15 protein-coding genes are annotated in these 16,846 nt (G+C 71.5%); 5 read left to right on the top strand and 10 right to left on the bottom strand.

Annotated features, from left to right (window positions below):
• Positions 1–487 precede the first annotated feature (487 nt).
• Both DFJ66_RS30855 and pdxR read right to left on the bottom strand, forming a co-directional pair.
• Positions 488–1,555, bottom strand: a complete 1,068-nt coding sequence (locus tag DFJ66_RS30855) for a D-alanine--D-alanine ligase family protein (RefSeq protein ID WP_121226347.1) — start codon at positions 1,553–1,555, stop codon at positions 488–490.
• An 11-nt stretch (positions 1,556–1,566) separates the two neighbouring features.
• Positions 1,567–2,943 (bottom strand): MocR-like pyridoxine biosynthesis transcription factor PdxR, encoded by a 1,377-nt coding sequence (pdxR, locus tag DFJ66_RS30850; RefSeq protein ID WP_397556319.1) that lies wholly within the window; start codon positions 2,941–2,943, stop codon positions 1,567–1,569.
• A gap of 89 nt (positions 2,944–3,032) precedes the next feature.
• Between pdxR and DFJ66_RS30845 the strand changes: the two genes are divergently transcribed.
• The gene (locus DFJ66_RS30845; protein ID WP_121226342.1) at positions 3,033–3,701 is read left to right on the top strand and encodes a pyridoxamine 5'-phosphate oxidase family protein; all 669 of its coding nucleotides are present in this window, start codon (positions 3,033–3,035) and stop codon (positions 3,699–3,701) included.
• On the opposite strand, the gene DFJ66_RS30840 is transcribed toward DFJ66_RS30845, so the two are convergent.
• The 4 genes from DFJ66_RS30840 to DFJ66_RS30825 form a co-directional block, all read right to left on the bottom strand.
• Positions 3,690–4,154, bottom strand: a complete 465-nt coding sequence (locus DFJ66_RS30840; protein WP_121226340.1) for a cysteine dioxygenase — start codon at positions 4,152–4,154, stop codon at positions 3,690–3,692. The two genes, DFJ66_RS30845 and DFJ66_RS30840, sit on opposite strands and share 12 nt — an antisense overlap.
• A gap of 202 nt (positions 4,155–4,356) precedes the next feature.
• The gene (locus tag DFJ66_RS30835) at positions 4,357–5,433 is read right to left on the bottom strand and encodes a cystathionine gamma-lyase (protein WP_121226338.1); all 1,077 of its coding nucleotides are present in this window, start codon (positions 5,431–5,433) and stop codon (positions 4,357–4,359) included.
• On the bottom strand, positions 5,430–6,416 hold the full coding sequence (locus DFJ66_RS30830; RefSeq protein WP_170200243.1) for an NAD(P)H-dependent glycerol-3-phosphate dehydrogenase: 987 nt from the start codon (positions 6,414–6,416) through the stop codon (positions 5,430–5,432). Before DFJ66_RS30830 ends, DFJ66_RS30835 begins: the two co-directional genes overlap by 4 nt.
• Positions 6,417–6,436: 20 nt before the next feature.
• Complete coding sequence (locus DFJ66_RS30825) at positions 6,437–7,141, bottom strand: lysophospholipid acyltransferase family protein (RefSeq protein ID WP_121226334.1); 705 nt, start codon at positions 7,139–7,141, stop codon at positions 6,437–6,439.
• Positions 7,142–7,252: 111 nt separating this feature from the next.
• On the opposite strand from DFJ66_RS30825, the gene cofC reads away from it, so the two are divergent.
• Complete coding sequence (cofC, locus tag DFJ66_RS30820) at positions 7,253–7,858, top strand: 2-phospho-L-lactate guanylyltransferase (protein ID WP_121226332.1); 606 nt, start codon at positions 7,253–7,255, stop codon at positions 7,856–7,858.
• A gap of 708 nt (positions 7,859–8,566) precedes the next feature.
• On the opposite strand, the gene DFJ66_RS30815 is transcribed toward cofC, so the two are convergent.
• Positions 8,567–10,117 carry an LVIVD repeat-containing protein gene (locus tag DFJ66_RS30815; protein ID WP_121226330.1) on the bottom strand — a complete coding sequence of 517 codons (1,551 nt, stop codon included), beginning with the start codon at positions 10,115–10,117 and terminating at the stop codon, positions 8,567–8,569.
• 91 nt (positions 10,118–10,208) lie between these two features.
• Here DFJ66_RS30815 and DFJ66_RS30810 point away from each other — a divergent pair, with 91 nt between their 5' ends.
• From DFJ66_RS30810 to DFJ66_RS30800, 3 genes are read left to right on the top strand one after another with little or no spacing between them, the layout of a single operon-like run.
• Complete coding sequence (locus DFJ66_RS30810; protein WP_211351382.1) at positions 10,209–10,406, top strand: hypothetical protein; 198 nt, start codon at positions 10,209–10,211, stop codon at positions 10,404–10,406.
• A gap of 59 nt (positions 10,407–10,465) precedes the next feature.
• Entirely contained in the window at positions 10,466–12,724 is a 2,259-nt protein-coding gene (locus DFJ66_RS30805; protein ID WP_121226328.1) for an RNA degradosome polyphosphate kinase, read from the top strand.
• Entirely contained in the window at positions 12,721–13,647 is a 927-nt protein-coding gene (locus DFJ66_RS30800; protein ID WP_170199753.1) for an NUDIX hydrolase, read from the top strand. The genes DFJ66_RS30805 and DFJ66_RS30800 overlap by 4 nt, the downstream gene beginning before the upstream one ends.
• Positions 13,648–13,952: 305 nt before the next feature.
• On the opposite strand, the gene DFJ66_RS30795 is transcribed toward DFJ66_RS30800, so the two are convergent.
• The 3 genes from DFJ66_RS30795 to leuC all read right to left on the bottom strand — a co-directional run bounded on the left by DFJ66_RS30795 (position 13,953) and on the right by leuC (position 16,843).
• On the bottom strand, positions 13,953–14,615 hold the full coding sequence (locus DFJ66_RS30795; protein WP_121226326.1) for an HU family DNA-binding protein: 663 nt from the start codon (positions 14,613–14,615) through the stop codon (positions 13,953–13,955).
• Between the two features lie 207 nt (positions 14,616–14,822).
• Positions 14,823–15,425 (bottom strand): 3-isopropylmalate dehydratase small subunit, encoded by a 603-nt coding sequence (leuD, locus tag DFJ66_RS30790; RefSeq protein WP_121226324.1) that lies wholly within the window; start codon positions 15,423–15,425, stop codon positions 14,823–14,825.
• Positions 15,426–15,439: 14 nt separating this feature from the next.
• Positions 15,440–16,843, bottom strand: a complete 1,404-nt coding sequence (gene leuC, locus DFJ66_RS30785) for a 3-isopropylmalate dehydratase large subunit (RefSeq protein WP_121226322.1) — start codon at positions 16,841–16,843, stop codon at positions 15,440–15,442.
• Positions 16,844–16,846 lie beyond the last annotated feature (3 nt).

The following is a 16,846-nucleotide window of genomic DNA, read 5'->3' as shown; positions in this document are numbered from 1 at the left end:
GCCGGCGGGCCGTGCCGTGCCGGCGGGCCGTGCCGGGCGGTGCCGGCGGGCCGTGCCGGGCGGTGCCGGCGGGCCGTGCCGGGCGGTGCCGGCGGGCCGTGCCGGGCGGTGCCGGCGGGCCGTGCCCGCGGGCCGTGCCGGCGCGCGGTGCCGGGCCGTGCCAGCGGGCGGTGCCGGGACGGCGGCTGGGCGGCGTGACGGTGCCTGGGCGGCCGGGCGGCGGGACTAGGCGGCCGGTGTCGGCGGTGGACGTCGGCGGCGAGGACCGGCGGCGAGTGCCGCCAGCGGCGGTCGCCAGCGGGTGTCGGCGGCGAGTGCCGCCAGCGGGTGTCGCTGGCGAGTGTCGGCGGCGGGTCGCGGGGTCGGCGAGGGGCCGGCGGTCGCGTGGAGGCACTGGGCGGGCGGGAGCAGGCGTGGCCTCCGGCCCCCGTCTCCATTGTCCCACGGGGCACCGACAAGAACGGCGCCCTTCCGAGGGAGCGAAGCGTCAGCGCAATCCGGTGCCGCGGGCGATAGCGGTGTCGATGAGGGTGCTCAACAAAGTCGGGTAGTCGACGCCGGTTTCGGCCCACATCCGCGGGTACATCGAAATGGGGGTGAACCCGGGCATCGTGTTGACCTCGTTCACCACCAGCTCGTCGTAATCGGTCACGAAGAAGTCCACCCGCGCCAACCCCTGGCAGTCCAACGCCCGGAACGCGGTGATGGCCATCTCCCGCAACGACTCCGCCACGTGCGGCTCCAGCCGCGCGGGGATGTCGAACTCGCACACGTCGTCCAGGTACTTGGCGTCGAAGTCGTACCAGTCGACCGCCCCGCCGACGACCCGCAACTCCGCCGGCAGCGAAGCCTCGACCCGACCGTCCGGGAACTCCAACACCCCGCACTCGACCTCGCGCCCGGACACGGCCGCCTCGATGATGACCTTCGGGTCCGTCTTCCGGGCCAGCGCGATGGCGCTGTCCAGGTGCCCCCAGTCGACGACCTTCGAAATGCCGACCGAAGACCCCGCCCGAGCGGGCTTCACGAACACCGGCAGCCCCAGCCGCGAACGCTCGTCCGCCGACAGGGTCTCCTGGTCCCGCCGCAGCACCACGAAGTCACCCACCGGCAACCCCGCACCCTGCAGCAGCCGCTTGGTGAACTCCTTGTCCATCGCCACGGCCGAAGCCAGCACGCCCGGCCCCACGTAGGGGATGGCCGCCAGCTCCAGCAGACCCTGGATGGTCCCGTCCTCGCCCCACGCACCGTGCAGCACGGGGAACACCACGTCCACGTCGGACAGCACCTCGTCGGGCGACACGGGCACCAGCTGGCCGCCGGACACCGGCACGAGCGAGTTCACCGACGGGAGCCTGCGGTCGCGCACCTCGAGCGCCTTGGTGTCGTCGGCGCCGATCACCCACCGGCCGTCCTCCTGGGTGATGCCGACGGGCACCACCTCGAAGCGCTCGCGGTCCAGGTGCGGGAGGATGCTGCCGGCGGACAGGCAGGAGACCATGTGCTCGCTGCTGCGCCCGCCGAACACGACGGCGACCTTGGTCTTTCGTGTCATGGTTCGCGACCCTACCCGGATGGCGTAACGCGCGATCCCAGCAGCTCCACCAACACCGGCAGCGCCCGGTCGAGCTCGGCGCGCGAGCACGCGCCGTACCCGATCGCCACCCCGAACACCTTCGGCCGACCGGCGTGGTGCCGCGCCAGGCCGTCCAGGCGGAACCCGCGGGCCTCGGCCGAGGCCAGCAGCTCCCGCTCGGCCGCCGCGTCCTCCAACAGCACCACCACGTGCGCGCCGGCGTCGTCCCCCAGCACGGCCACGCCCGCCGCGGCCAACGTCGAGGCCACCAGCGCCCGTCGTTCCGACAGCTCGCGCCGCAGCTTCCGGAGGTGCCGGCCCAGGTCACCGTGCCGCGCGAGCTCGACCAGCACCCGCTGCCCGGCCGCCGACGGGCTGGTGCCGGTCCGGTCCCGGTGCGCCAGGACGTCCGCGGCGATCCGCTCGGGCGCGACCATCCACCCGGCGCCCAACGTCGGCGTCAGGATCTTGCTCGTGGTCCCCAGGTGCACGACGACGTCCGGTGCCAACGCCGCCAGCAACGGCAGCGGCGCCACGTCGAACCGCAGCTCGCCGTCGTAGTCGTCCTCGACGACCAGCCACCCCTCCGCGCGCGCCCGCTCGACCAGCGCCACCCGCCGCGCCGCCGACATCCGGCCGCCCATCGGGTACTGGTGGGCCGGCGAGCAGTAGACGCCGCGCACGCCCGCCGGCACGCCCTCGACCAGCAACCCCTCCTCGTCCACGGGCGCCTGCACGACCTTCACCCCGGCCGACCGCAACGCCCACACCGCCCGCTGGTAACCCGGTTCCTCGACGGCCACCGCGTCACCGGGCTTGAACACCGCCGCCGCCAACTCGACCAAAGCCGCCGTCGTCCCACCCGTCGCCAGGACCTGCTCGTCGCTCAACCCACCCCGCACCGCCAACCCCCGGTGCCGCAGCAGGTGTTCGGCGACCACGGCCCGGTACTCGGGCAGTCCCCCGCGCTGCGGCCGGAACAGCGGCAACGCGTCCGCCGCCGCCCGCCACGCCCGCCGCCACGCCGCCCGGTCCAACCCCTCCGCCCACGGCGCACCGGGGGCCAGGTCGACCACGTCGACAGGCGCACGCGACACCGGCGCCTTGCGCGGCTTGGACTTCAGCGCACCCGGCGGGGTGGTCGTCACGTACGTCCCCGACCCGTGCCGACCGGCGATCCAGCCCTCGGCGTGCAGCTGCTCGTATGCTGCTGCCGTCACGGTCCGGCTCACGCCCAGGCGCTCGGCCAGCGCCCGCGTGGACGGCAGCCGGTCGCCCAGGCGCAGCCGCCCGTCCGCCGCCGCCGTGCGCAGGGCGTCGGCGAGCTGGACGGCCAGCGGTTCGGCGGAGGCCCGGTCCAACGTCACGGGCAGCGCAGCTTCGGCCACAAGTGGCCTCCCAGATCACGTCGAAATTGGCCCTTGAACAAGGCCACTTTACCCGCGACGCTTCCGCCATGACCACGCCGCTGTCCCCGACCGACCGCAGCACGATCAAGCGCGGCAAGCACCGGGCCGTCACCGACCGGGCCGCCCTGCACGCCGTCCTCGACAACGCCCTCTTCTGCCACCTCGCCGTGGTCGTCGACGGCGCTCCGCTCGTGCTGCCGACCGGCTTCGGCCGCGACGGCGACCGGGTCTTCCTGCACGGCTCGACCGGCGCGCGCAGCCTGCGCGAGGCCGCGACCGGCATCCCGGTGTGCGTGGCCGTGACGATCGTGGACGGCGTGGTCTACGCGCGCTCGGCGTTCGACCACTCCATGAACTACCGCTCCGCCGTCGTCCACGGCACCGCCGTCCCGGTCACCGACCCGGAGGAGAAGGCGCACGCCCTCCGGGTGCTCACCGACCACATCGCGCCCGGCTCGTGGGACTACGCCCGCAAGCCCACGCCCAAGGAGCTGGCCGCGACCTCCGTGCTGGCGCTGGACCTCACCGAGGCGTCGGTGAAGATCCGCTCCGGCCCGCCCGGCGACGAGGACGTCGACGTCGCCGCCAACGAGAAGTGGGCCGGCGTGCTGCCGCTGCACTCGACGTGGGGCAAGCCCGAGCCCGACCCGGCACTGGTCGGCGAGTGGGACGTGCCCGAGCACGTCACCCGCCGCAGCGGCACGTCACAGGGATAGCGGACCGGCCACCGGGTCGAAGCGGAACGGACGCATGGTGCGCTCGCCGTCGCGGTACACGTGGATCGTGACGGCGGGGTCCGCGCCGTCGTTGCGGACCTGGTGGACGTAGTTCGGCCCGAACACGCGCGACTGCCCGGCCACCAGGTGGTGCAGCACCTGCCGGGGTCCGGGCGCGACGACCTCCGTCAACGCGCCGCTGACCACGGTGAACGCCCCGCTGGTCGCGCCGTGGTCGTGCAGGTCGGCGGACTGGCCGGGCAGCCAGCTCATCAGCCACACCTCCTGCTGCTCGGTCTTCTCGACCAGCGCGGCGAAGCGGGTGTCGGGGTCGTAGCGCAGCAGGTGGGCCCAGCGCTCCCGCCGCGCGGCCACGTCGAGCGCGATCCGCACCGGGTGCAGGGCGGCGTGCGACTGGGGCAGGGCGATGGTGTTCTCCGGAACGGCGAACATGGTTCCTTCTTCGGTGATGTGCGGAAAGCGTGAGCCGTCAGCCCACAGGACGCGAGTCGATCACCGACAGGAACAGAGCGCGCTGGCGACGAGGCTGAGGTCGATGTGACCCCGCCCGTTGCTCATGGCGCGGAAGGACATGCCAAGAGGGTGACAGCCCGCCCCTCCCCGGGCAAGCCCTCCCACGCCTCGGGACGGACCTTCAGCCCTCCGGGTGATCAAGGGCCTTGAGCACGTCGGCCACCAGATCGGCCGTGTCCTCGCACCCGGCGGACATCCGCACCAGCCCTTCGGGCACCGGGTCACCCCACTGCGCCCGCCGGTCCAAGGTCGTGTGCAGCCCACCGAAACTCGTGGACGCCGCCACCAACTCCGACCGCTCCACGAACCCGGCCACGGCCTCCGCGGACGCCAACTCGAAGGTCAACACCCCGCCGAACCGCCGCATCTGCCGACGAGCCACCTCGTGCGCCGGGTCCTCGACCGCCCCCGGCCACCGCAACCCGCGCACCGCCGGGTGGTCCTTCAACACCGCGTACAGGGCCGCCGCGTTCTCCGCCTGCCGAGCCAGCCGCAGGTCCAGCGTCCCCAGCCCCCGGTGCGCCAGCCACGCCTCGAACGGCCCCGGAATCGCGCCCCCGACCGTCCGCGCCGCCCGCACCTTCTCCGCGAGCCCGGCATCCGCCGTCGACACATGCCCCAGCAACACGTCGCTGTGCCCGGCGACCGCCTTGGTGTCACTGCTCACCACGATGTCCGCGCCCAACTCCAGCGGACGCTGCCCCAACGGCGTGGCCGTCGTGTTGTCCACCGCCACCAACGCCCCACCGGCATGCGCCCGCTCGGCAAGCGCCGCGATGTCGCACACGTCCAACCCCGGGTTCGACGGCGACTCCAGCAACACCAACCGCACGCCCTCGAACGACGGGTACGGCCCAGCGGTGGGCACCTCGACGACCTTCACCGGCATCTCGGCGACCAGCGTCCGGGTCAGGTAGTACCCGTCGGACGGCACCACCACCGTGTCCCCGGGCGCAAGCAGCACCCTCAACACAGTGGAAATCGCCGCCATCCCCGATGGGAACAACACGGCTTCACCACCATCAAGCGCCCCGAGCGCAGCCTCCAACGCCCGCCAGGTCGCGTTGTGCGGCCGACCGTAGGTGTCCGAGCCGCCCAGGTGGTACGCCGAGGCGAACACCGGACTGCTGCCGAACGGCTCCCCCGCCACCGCCGGCACCGAGTGCACCACCCGCGTCCCGTCACCCCACTCGCTCACTGCCGCTCGGCCTTCCGCTCGCGCTCCAACAGGGCAGCCGTCAACAGCCGCGGGTCCAACCCCTCGTGGCACACCCGGTGCACGCCATCGGTGATCGGCATGTCCACACCCAACCGAGCCGCCAACTCCCGGATCGACGAGCACGACTTCACACCCTCGGCCACCTGCCCGTGCGCGGCCTCCTGCGCCTGCGCCACGGTCTCGCCGCGCCCCAACCGCTCCCCGAAGGTCCGGTTCCGGGACAACGGGGACGCGCAGGTCGCCACCAGGTCACCCAGGCCCGCCAGCCCGGCGAAGGTCAACGGGTCCGCACCCAGCGCCGCGCCCAACCGCGCGGTCTCCGCCAAGCCCCGCGTGATGATCGAGGCCATCGTGTTGTCGCCGAACCCGAGCCCGGCCGCCATGCCGCACGCCAGCGCGATGACGTTCTTGCACGCCCCACCCAGCTCGCAGCCGACGACGTCCACGTTGGTGTAGGGCCGGAAGTACGAGGTGGAGCAGGCGTGCTGGAGGTCCACCGCCCGGTCGTGGTCGGTGCACGCGATGACCGTCGCGGTGGGCTGCTCGGCCGCGATCTCCTTGGCCAGGTTCGGCCCGGACACCACGGCCACCTGGTCCTCGGGCACGTCGGCGACCTCGCGCACGACTTCGCTCATGCGCTTCAACGTGCCCAACTCGACACCCTTGGCCAGGCTCACCAGCGTGGCGCCGGCCGGCAGCAACGGCTTCCACTCGGCCAGGTTCACCCGCAGGGTCTGGCTCGGCACGCCCAGCACAACGGCCTGCGCCCCGTCCAACGCCTTCTCCGGGTCGTGCGTGGCGACCAGGTTGGCCGGCAGCACGGTCGACGGCAGGTAACCGGAGTTCACCCGGGACCGGGTGATCTCGTCGGCGACCTCCGCCCGGCGGGCCCACAGGACGACGTCCGTGCCCGCGTCCGCGAGCACCTTCGCGAAGGCCGTGCCCCACGACCCCGCACCCATCACCGCGACGCGTTCCACGATCAGCTCTTCTTCCCGGAGTAGAAGCCCTCGGGCGCGGTCTCCTGGCGCACGTCCGCCAGCAGCTCCTTGACCTCGCCCATGATCACGTCGGTGACCTCGCGCAGCAGCGGCAGGGTCTCCGGCTTGCCCCGGAAGGCCGACAGGTCGACCGGTGGGCCGACCTTGGTCACGATCGTCTTGCGCGGGAACGGCCGGAACTTCTTGCGGTAGTGGTCGTAGATCTCGCGCGTGCCCCAGCGGGCGGCGGGCAGCACCGGGACGTCGTGCTCCAGCGCCAGGCGGGCGACCCCGGTGCGGCAGGTCATCGGCCAGCCGTCGGGGTCCTTGGTGATCGTGCCCTCGGGGTAGATGACCACGACCAGACCCTTCTCCAGGGCTTCGTGGGCGGCGCGGAGGCTCTGCTGGGCGTCGGTGGTGCCCCGGTAGACCGGGATCTGCTTCGCGCCCTTGATGACCGTGCCGACGAACGGGACGTTCCACAGGCTGTGCTTGGCCAGGAAGTGCGGCACCCGGCCCTGCTTGTGGGTGAAGACGGCGTCGTAGACGGGGTCGAGGTGGGACACGTGGTTCATCACCAGGAGCGCGCCACCGGTCTTGGGGATCCGCTCGCCGCCTTCGTTGCGCCGCCGCGCCAGCAGCGCGGTCACCGGGTAGAAGACCGCCGCGGCGAACCCCACCCAGAAGCCGCCCTTCTCCTTGGCCACCTGTACTCCCTCTCGTCACCCGCCGGACGCCTGGAGTCTTCCCGCCGGGTCGGCCGGGGTCCAGTCACGCCGGCGCGCTCGTCCGCGTCGGATATCGGGGAGTATGGCTGTGTGCGTGCCGACGTGGACCTCGTGGTGCCGGTGAAAGCCCTGCGACGTGCGAAGACAAGGTTGGTCGGGGTGACCGACGACCGCCCTGCCCTGGCCCTGGCGTTCGCCCTGGACACCATCTCCGCCGCCCTACCGGCAGTCCGAAGTGTCCTTGCCATCACAGACGACCCCTTCGTAGCAGCCGAACTGGCGGCACTGGGCGTCGAATCAACCCCAGGCCCGGAAGGCCTCAACGAGGCCCTGCACCACGGAGCCGCCCTACTCCGCTCCCGAGACCCCCACTCGGTGATCGGCGCCCTACAAGCCGACCTGCCGGCCCTGCGAACCACCGAACTGGAACAAGCCCTCGCAGCCGCAACCGACCGAGCCTTCTGCCCGGACCGCCAAGGCACAGGCACAACCCTCCTGCTCTCCACCCCAGGCGGCGACCTCATGCCCCGCTTCGGCGAGGGCTCAGCACAAGCACACGCACGCGACGCCCAGACGTTGATCGGCCCCTGGCCATCCCTCCGCAACGACGTGGACACCGCCGAAGACCTGGAACGAGCAGCAGAACTAGGCCTGGGCCCCAGAACCTGCGCAGCCTTGACCCCCGTCTGCAACTAGCGCCCACACAACTCTCCGGCGAACCCGGCAGCGGCGGCCCCGCCTTACCAAGCGGCAGTCCGAAGGGCTTGCCGAGTGGCAGTCCACCCGCCTTGCCGAGTGGCAGTCCGCCGGAGGGGACACAACCCAACTTGGGCTTCTTGCTTTTGTCATCTCCGTATGGCCTGCCCGAAGGGCTACCGCATTTTCCAGGGGTTGCAGCCGAAAGTTTTGCGAGGAACGAGCAAAAGTTTTAGCGGCAACCCCTGGAAAATGTGGTAGGCTCCGCCAGGCCATACGGAGATGGCAAAAGCAAGAAGCCCCCGCCGTTGCAGTTGAGTCATCTTTGGTGGCCTGCCCGCCGGCGAGGCGCTTTTAATCTTTGAACCGGAACGCTCCGCTCTCAAGCCGAACGCGCTGCGCGCTCTCAAGATCAAAAGATCACAAGCGGCGCTCGCCGCGCGGCAGGCCGCCAGCGGGGGGTGAAGGGCGTCGGTTCCCCCACCGCATGGCCTGGCGGAGCCAACCACAGATTTCCCGGGGTGCCGCTAAAACTTTTTGCTCGTTCCTCGCAAAAACTTTCGGCTGCACCCCGGGAAATCTGTGGTAGCCCTTCGGGCAGGCCATACGGCGGGGGAACCGAGGCCCTCCACCTGTGGTTGGGACCACCACACGCAAAAAGCCGCGCTGCGCGCGTCGGAAAGGCTTGGCGGTCGCCTCAGCCGGATATCAGCAACAGGCTGAGCCGTCGCCGCACCCGCGACCGAAGAGCATCGGGCAGGCGTAGCCGTAGTCCGGGTCCGGTGCCAGCGGCAGGCGCTTGCGCGGTGACTCCGCCGGTCGGGCCGACTCCGGGTTCGCCGTGGTCTTCAGCTGGACGTTGGTGTGCGTCTCCTGGGCGTCGTATGCGTCCTTCGACAGCTTCAGCACCTCCACGCCCCGGCCGTAGTCCGCCAGGAACACCCGGTCCCGGTGGAAGTACGGCGCCCACGACACCGCGCCCTCCGGGCGCCAGTAGGCGATCTGGATGGGCTTGGTCGGGTCGGTGATGTCGAGGAACCTCGTCCCCTGCTCGTACCAGGAGTACGCCACGACCCGCTTCTGGACGTCGAAGTAGTGCGCCGAGCAGAAGACGTCCGGGCCGGGCAGGGTGCCTTCCTGGTCGTCGGGGCTCCAGATCCCGACCGTCTTCAACGTGAAGGGCTTGTCGGGACTGGCCCGCCAGGACTCGCCGTCCGTCGAACCCTCCAGCGACGAGATGACGAACCGGCCCTGGTCCTTGCACGTGGCCGACTCGAAGGCCTCCTCGGTGTGCAGCAGGAGGCTGCCCGCCGGGTGTTCCGGGGTCGGCCTGGGGCCGTCGACCACGGTCCGGCCGACCGGGCGGAACGAGTTGTGGGAGAACGACGTCGGCATGTCCAGTTTCGGGGCCGCGCCGCCCGCGTACGGGATCGGGTCGACCGCCGTCGCCTCGCGCCAACGGTCGGTCAACGGGTCGCGGTGCCAACCCCGTGTCCAATAACCGCGCGTGCCGCCGGTGCCCGCTACCCACGCGACGCCCGCCCCGTCCACCTGGACGTCGTGGGTCATGTGGGTCTCGCCCTGGTTGCGGTTGAGGTCCACGTACGTCGGCAGGGTCTTGGGGTTGCGCGGGTCGCGGATGTCGGTCACGAAGACCTTGCCGGACCTGCGGTAGGTGTCGGGGTCGGTGGACGGGGTGCCGTCGTAGCCGGTGGTCCACAGGTACTGGCAGTCGTTGATGCACGTGGTGATGTGGCCGGTGCCCATCGGGGCGAAGTTCAGCAGTTCCAGGTTCGCCGGGTCGGCGGCCGAGATCAGGTAGACGCCCGTGGGGCGCTCGTTGCCCGGTTTGCGGCCGAACGCGCTGCGCTCGCGGGCCAGGAAGACCAGCTTGCGCTTGGCGTCGACGGTGACGTCCTCGTTCTCCCAGAACCGCTGCGCCGGGTCGTCGCCGGGCAGGGCCAGCTCCTGCTTGGTGAGGTGGTCGAGGAACTTCGGGTGGTCGGTGTCGGTGACGTCGTAGGTCTTGAGGCCCCACGTGCCGCTGACGAACATCACGTCCCGGTGCCGGTACTGCACGAAGTTGATGGAGATCGCGCCTTCGGTCTCCGGGATCGCCGCACGCAGCTCGACGTTCTTGGCCGCCGCCGGCAGCGGGGCCTTCCCGTCGTCGGTCACCACGACGGGTGCCGCCGAGGCGGTGCTCTGCCCGGCGAAGCCGATCATCAAGGCGACGACGGCCCCTGCCAAAACCTTCATGCCCGCCACTCCTTCCAGTGATGGGATCATCGCGGAGCGTGGCAGGTGACGCGAGCGCGCCACCACCTCCGATCGGCTACCGTTGCCGGCCGTGGCACTGGAGCAGGCGACCGTGAGCGCGCACCACCCCGACGGTTCGGCGACCGTGCTGCGCGATGACGGCGTCCTCGTGGACGTGCCGGCGGCGGCGGTGGCCTCGGGTGGGTGGCGGGTGTTGCGGGCCGGGCAACGGGTGGCGCTGGAGCGCGGTGAGGACGGCCGAGTCCGAGTCCTGCGCCGGCCGGTGTGACGCGGAGTTCACCTCACCGCCGGCTCTGATCAGCGCGGAAGCGCACTTTGTGCGGAACAATGCCTACTGTGAGCACGGACAACACACCCGAGCAGCCCAAGCGACGCACGAGGACACCGCGGACCCAACCGGCCGCGAGCGCACCCCGCCGCCGCCCACGACCGGCCGTCCGTCGCACCACCCGTGGCGCCGCGCAGGCCGATGCGCCGCAGCGCTCCTTCCCCAGCTCGCCCCCGGCGGTCACCGCGGCGACCCAGGACCAGGACCTGCCCGACGACCGGTACTTCAACCGGGAACTGTCCTGGCTGGACTTCAACGCCCGCGTGCTGGCCCTGGCCGAGGACTCCTCCCAGCCGCTGCTGGAGCGGGCGAAGTTCCTGGCGATCTTCGCGTCCAACCTCGACGAGTTCTACATGGTGCGGGTCGCGGGCCTGAAGCGGCGCGACGAGACCGGTCTGTCGGTGCGCAGCGCGGACGGGCTCACGCCGCGCGAGCAGCTGGCCGCGATCTCCAAGCGCACCCAGGAACTGGTCGAGCAGCACGCCCGCGCGTTCCTCGACCACGTGCAGCCGGAGCTGGAGAAGCACGGCATCAGCATCGTCAACTGGGGTCAGCTGACCGACTTCGAGAAGCTGCGGCTGTCGAACTACTTCACCGACCAGGTGTTCCCGGTCCTCACGCCGCTGGCCGTGGACGCCGCGCACCCGTTCCCCTACATCTCCGGCCTGTCGCTGAACCTGGCCGTGACCGTGCGCGACCCCGAAGGCGGCGCAGAGCGGTTCGCGCGCATCAAGGTGCCCGACAACGTGCCCCGGCTGGTCCGCGTGGAGTCCGACCGCACCAGCGAGACGGCCACGTTCCTGCCGCTGGAGGAGCTCATCGCGGCCCACCTGGGCGAGCTGTTCGCGGGCATGGAGGTCATCGAGTGCCACGCCTTCCGGGTCACCCGCAACGCGGACCTGGAGGTCGAGGAGGACCAGGACGAGGACCTCCTCAAGTCCCTCGAACGGGAACTGGTGCGCCGCCGGTTCGGTCCGCCGGTGCGGCTGGAGATCGCCGGCGACATGACCGAGCACATGCTCGAACGGCTGCTGCGGGAGCTGGAGGTGGACCCGCACGACGTGGTCCAGGTGCCCGGCCTGCTGGACCTGTCGTGCCTGTGGCAGCTCTACAGCGTGGACCGCAAGCAGCTCAAGGACGCGCCGTTCGTGCCCGCCACGCACCCGGCGTTCGGCGAGCGGGAGACCCCGAAGAGCATCTTCGCGACCCTGCGCGAGGGCGACGTGCTCGTGCACCACCCGTACGACTCGTTCTCCACGTCCGTGCAGCGGTTCATCGAGCAGGCCGCCGCCGACCCGCGCGTGCTGGCCATCAAGCAGACCCTGTACCGCACGTCGGGCGACTCCCCGATCGTGGACGCGCTGATCGACGCGGCCGAGGCGGGCAAGCAGGTCGTGGCGCTGGTGGAGATCAAGGCGCGGTTCGACGAGCAGGCCAACATCAAGTGGGCGCGGGCGCTGGAGAAGGCGGGCGTGCACGTCGTGTACGGCCTGATGGGCCTCAAGACGCACTGCAAGACGTCGCTGGTGGTCCGGCAGGAGGGGTCGCGCATCCAGCGCTACTGCCACATCGGCACCGGCAACTACAACCCGAAGACAGCCCGCCTGTACGAGGACGTGGGCCTGCTGACCGCCGAGCCGACCATCGGCGCGGACCTCACCGACCTGTTCAACGTCCTCACCGGCTACGCCCGGCAGGAGCACTACCGCAGCCTGCTGGTGTCGCCCAAGGGCGTGCGGCGCGGCATCGTCGAGCGCATCGAGCGGGAGATCGAGCTCGCGCGGGCCGGCGACCGGGCGGGCGTGCGCATCAAGGTGAACTCGCTGGTGGACGAACAGGTCATCGACGCGCTGTACCGGGCGTCCCAGGCGGGCGTGCCGGTGCAGGTGGTGGTGCGGGGCGTGTGCGCGCTCAAGCCGGGCATCAAGGGGCTGTCGGAGAACATCCACGTGCGCTCGATCCTGGGCCGGTTCCTGGAGCACTCGCGGATCTTCCACTTCGTCGGGTGCGGCGAGCACTGGATCGGCAGCGCCGACATGATGCACCGCAACCTCGACCGCCGGGTGGAGGTGCAGGTCCGGGTCACCGACCCGAAGCTGACCAACCAGCTCGACGACGTGCTCGACTCGGCGCTGGAGCCCAGCACGCGCTGCTGGGTGCTGCAGCCCGACGGCGAGTGGGAGGCGTCCCCGACCGACGGCGGGCGCGTGCGGGACCACCAGACCGAGTTGTTGCGCGCCCACCGCGCGGTGGGGTGAGGCGGGTGATCCGGGCTGCCGGCGCCGTCCTGTGGCGCGACGGCCGAGTCGCCGTCGTGCACCGACCGCGCTACGACGACTGGTCCCTGCCCAAGGGCAAGGTGGACGCGGGCGAGACCGTGCCGGCGGCGGCGGTGCGGGAGGTGCTGGAGGAGACCGGGTTCGACGCGGTCCTCGGGCGGTACCTGCACACGGTGTCCTACACCGCGTTCGGCAAGCCGAAGAAGGTGGACTTCTTCAGCGCACGGGTGCGGTCGGGGACCTTCGCGCCCAACGACGAGGTGGACGAGCTGCGCTGGCTGCCGGTGGAGGAGGCCGCGGCGCTGGTGACCCGGGACACCGACCGCGAGGTGCTGGACGTGTTCGCCGCCGCCCCGCCGGACCTGGCGACGCTGCTGCTGGTGCGGCACGCCAAGGCGGGCAAGCGGGACCACTGGGAGGGCGACGACGACCTGCGCCCGCTCAGCTCCGCCGGGTGGCGGCAGGCGGCGGGCGTCCGGGCGCTGCTGCCGCTGTGGGCCCCGTCCCGCGTGCACTCCGCGCCGCGCGTGCGGTGCGTGGAGACCGTGCAGGGGCTCGCGGAGGACCTGGGGGTGGGCGTGCTGCTGGAGCCCCGGCTGTCGGAGGAGGGCTACTGGCCCGACCGCGAGGCGGGGCTGGTGCGGCTGCTGGAGATCGCCGACGGGGCGGGGGTGCCGGTGGTGTCCAGCCAGGGCGGGGTCATCCCGGACGTGGTGGCCACCCTGGCGTCGCTGTCGGGGCTGCCGCTGGGCGGGGACGTGCCGTGCAAGAAGGGCAGCGTGTGGGTCCTGTCGTTCCAGCGGCCGGCCCCGGGTTGGTCCACATCGGACACCACCGCCACCTGGCCCCGCCTGGTCTCGGCCCACTACCTCCCGACCCCGCTGGCCAAGCCGGTGCCGTGACGCCCCACCCGCCGCGGTAACCGCCCTTTCGCGGAAAACGGGCCGTACCCACGCGTGGGGCGGCCCTTTTTCGTGCCTGAGGGCCTTTCTGCGGGACCTTCGGAATGCCGCCGCCCACCGCCACCGGTTCGGCGGATCAAGGCGCTCGACGGCCCCCACAGCGCCACGCGCAGCCCTCCCGGGCACTGCGCCGAAAGAGTGGCCGAAAGCTTCAGGAAACGCTCAGGGGCCGACGCGCGTCCGCGTCGGCCCCTGGGGCGTCACTTCACTTCACTGCGCCGGCCGGGCGCGCGCCCGGCCGGTTTTCACTTCTTCGCCGCGGTCTTCCGGGCGGCCGGCTTCTTGGCCGCCGCCGTCGTGGTCGACTTCGCCGCCGTCGTCTTGGCGGCGGCCGGCTTCTTGGCCGCGGTGGTGGTGGACTTCGCCGTCGACGCCTTGGCCGGGGTCGCCTTGGCCGCGGTGCTCTTGGCAGCCGGGGCCTTGGCGGCGGTGGCCTTGGTGGCCGTCGCGGTGGTCTTCCGCGTGGCCGGGGCCTTCGTGGCCGCCGCAGCGGTGCGCGCGGTGGTGCTGCGCGTGGCGCGCGTGGTGGTGGTGCGCGCGGTGGTGCTGCGGGTGGCCGGGGCCTTGGTCGAGGCGGCCGGCTTGGCCGCCGCGGACGCGGCCGGCTTCGCGGCGGCGACCTTCGGCAGCTTCTTCGTGCCGCTGATGACGTCCTTGAACGTCGAACCCGCGCGGAACGCGGGCACGTTGGTCTTCTTGACCTTGACGGTCTCACCGGTGCGCGGGTTGCGAGCGGTGCGGGCCGCGCGGGCACGCTTCTCGAAGACACCGAAGCCCGTGATGTTGACCTTCTCGCCCTTGTGGACGCTGCGGACGATGACGTCGACGAGGCCGTCGACGGCGGCGGCGGCGTTCTTCTTGTCGCCCAGGCGCTCGGCGAGCGCCTCGATGAGCTGGGCCTTGTTCACCTTCAGTCCCTCCCAGGACGCTCACGGCCCTAGTCGGGCCGACTGAAGGCCACGGTAAGCCCAAATGCAAGGAAATACCAATCGCCACGCCAGATTTTTCGTTGTGGCGTGGGCAATTACGTCCTGTCGAGGGACCCCCGCCGAGCCTCCCGGCCGGCGGCCCGGACCGGATTCCCGCTGATAGAAGGGGGAATCCGGCCCGGAAACTCACCTCACGGGGGCCGGAACGGTGGTCGGCAGCCAGCCGGCGCGGTTCCGCTCGAACGTGGTGATGTCGTCGGCGTGGCGCAGGGTCAGGGCGATGTCGTCCAAACCCTCCAGCAGCCGCCAGCGGGTGTACTCGTCGATGGTGAAGGGGGCGGTGAAGTCCTTCGCCACAACCGTCTTCGCGGCCAGGTCGACGGTCACCTCGGTGCCCGGCTCGTTCTCCAGCAGCTTCCACAGCAATTCGACATCGGACTGCTCGCACTGCGCGGCCACGAGGCCCTGCTTGCCGGCGTTGCCCCGGAAGATGTCGGCGAACCGGGAGGAGATGACCACCCGGAAGCCGTAGTCCATCAACGCCCAGACGGCGTGCTCGCGGGACGACCCGGTGCCGAAGTCGGGGCCCGCGACGAGCACGCTGCCCGCCCGGAACGGTTCCTGGTTGAGCACGAACTGCTCGTCACCGCGCCAGGCGGCGAACAGGCCGTCCTCGAAGCCGGTGCGGGTCACGCGCTTGAGGTAGACGGCCGGGATGATCTGGTCGGTGTCCACGTTGGACCTGCGCAGGGGGACGCCGACGCCGGTGTGGGTGGTGAACGCTTCCATGTCGCTTGGGCTCCTCAGACCAGGTCGGCGGGCGAGGACAGGGTGCCGCGCACGGCCGTGGCGGCGGCCACGAGTGGCGAAACCAGGTGGGTGCGGCCACCCTTGCCCTGCCGGCCCTCGAAGTTGCGGTTGGAGGTGGACGCGCTGCGCTCGCCCGGCTTGAGCTGATCGGGGTTCATGCCCAGGCACATCGAGCACCCGGCCTGCCGCCACTCGGCGCCCGCCGCGAGGAACACTTCGTGCAGTCCTTCGGCTTCGGCCTGTGCGCGCACCCGCATGGACCCGGGCACGACGAGCATCCGGACGCCGTCGGCCACCTTGTGGCCCTTGAGCACGTCCGCGGCGGCGCGCAGGTCCTCGATGCGGCCGTTGGTGCACGAGCCGAGGAAGACGGTGTCGACGTGGATGTCGCGCAGCGGGGTGCCCGGCTCCAGCCCCATGTACGCCAGCGCCTTCTCGGCGGCCACGCGCTCGTTCTCGTCGACGATGGTCTCCGGGTCGGGCACCTTGTCGCCCAGCGGCAGGCCCTGGCCCGGGTTGGTGCCCCACGTGACGAACGGCGTCAGCTCGTCCGCGTTCAGGTGGACCTCGGCGTCGAAGGTGGCGTCGTCGTCGGTGCGCAGCGACTTCCAGTACTCCACCGCGGCGTCCCAGTCGGCGCCTTCCGGCGCGTGCGGGCGGCCCTTGATGTAGTCGAAGGTCGTCTGGTCGGGCGCGATCATCCCGGCGCGGGCGCCGGCCTCGATCGACATGTTGCACACGGTCATGCGGGCTTCCATGGACAGCGCCTCGATCGCGCTGCCCCGGTACTCCAGGACGTAGCCCTGGCCGCCGCCGGTGCCGATCTTCGCGATGACCGCGAGGATGACGTCCTTGGCCGTCACGCCGGGCTTGAGGGTGCCCTCGACGTTGATGGCCATGGTCTTGAAGGGTTTCAGCGGCAGCGTCTGGGTCGCCATCACGTGCTCGACCTCGGACGTGCCGATGCCGAACGCCAGCGCGCCGAACGCGCCGTGCGTGGAGGTGTGGCTGTCACCGCACACGACGGTCATGCCGGGCTGGGTGAGGCCGAGCTGCGGGCCGACGACGTGGACGATGCCCTGCTCGGCGTCGCCCATGGGGTGCAGCCGCACGCCGAACTCGGCGCAGTTCTTGCGGAGCGTCTCGACCTGGGTGCGCGACACCGGGTCGGCGATCGGCAGCTCGATGTCGACCGTGGGGACGTTGTGGTCCTCGGTGGCGATCGTGAGGTCGGGGCGGCGGACCCGGCGGCCCGCCAGGCGCAGCCCGTCGAAGGCCTGCGGGCTGGTCACTTCGTGCAGCAGGTGGAGGTCGATGTAGAGCAGGTCCGGCTCCGCGCCACTGCCGTGGCGCACCACGTGTGCTTCCCACACCTTCTCCGCGAGCGTGCGGCTCATCGC

Source organism: Saccharothrix variisporea (assembly GCF_003634995.1).
GTDB lineage: Bacteria > Actinomycetota > Actinomycetes > Mycobacteriales > Pseudonocardiaceae > Actinosynnema > Actinosynnema variisporeum.
The sequence above is the reverse complement of the archived record's forward strand: the minus strand, read 5'-3'. Positions and strand labels throughout refer to the sequence as shown.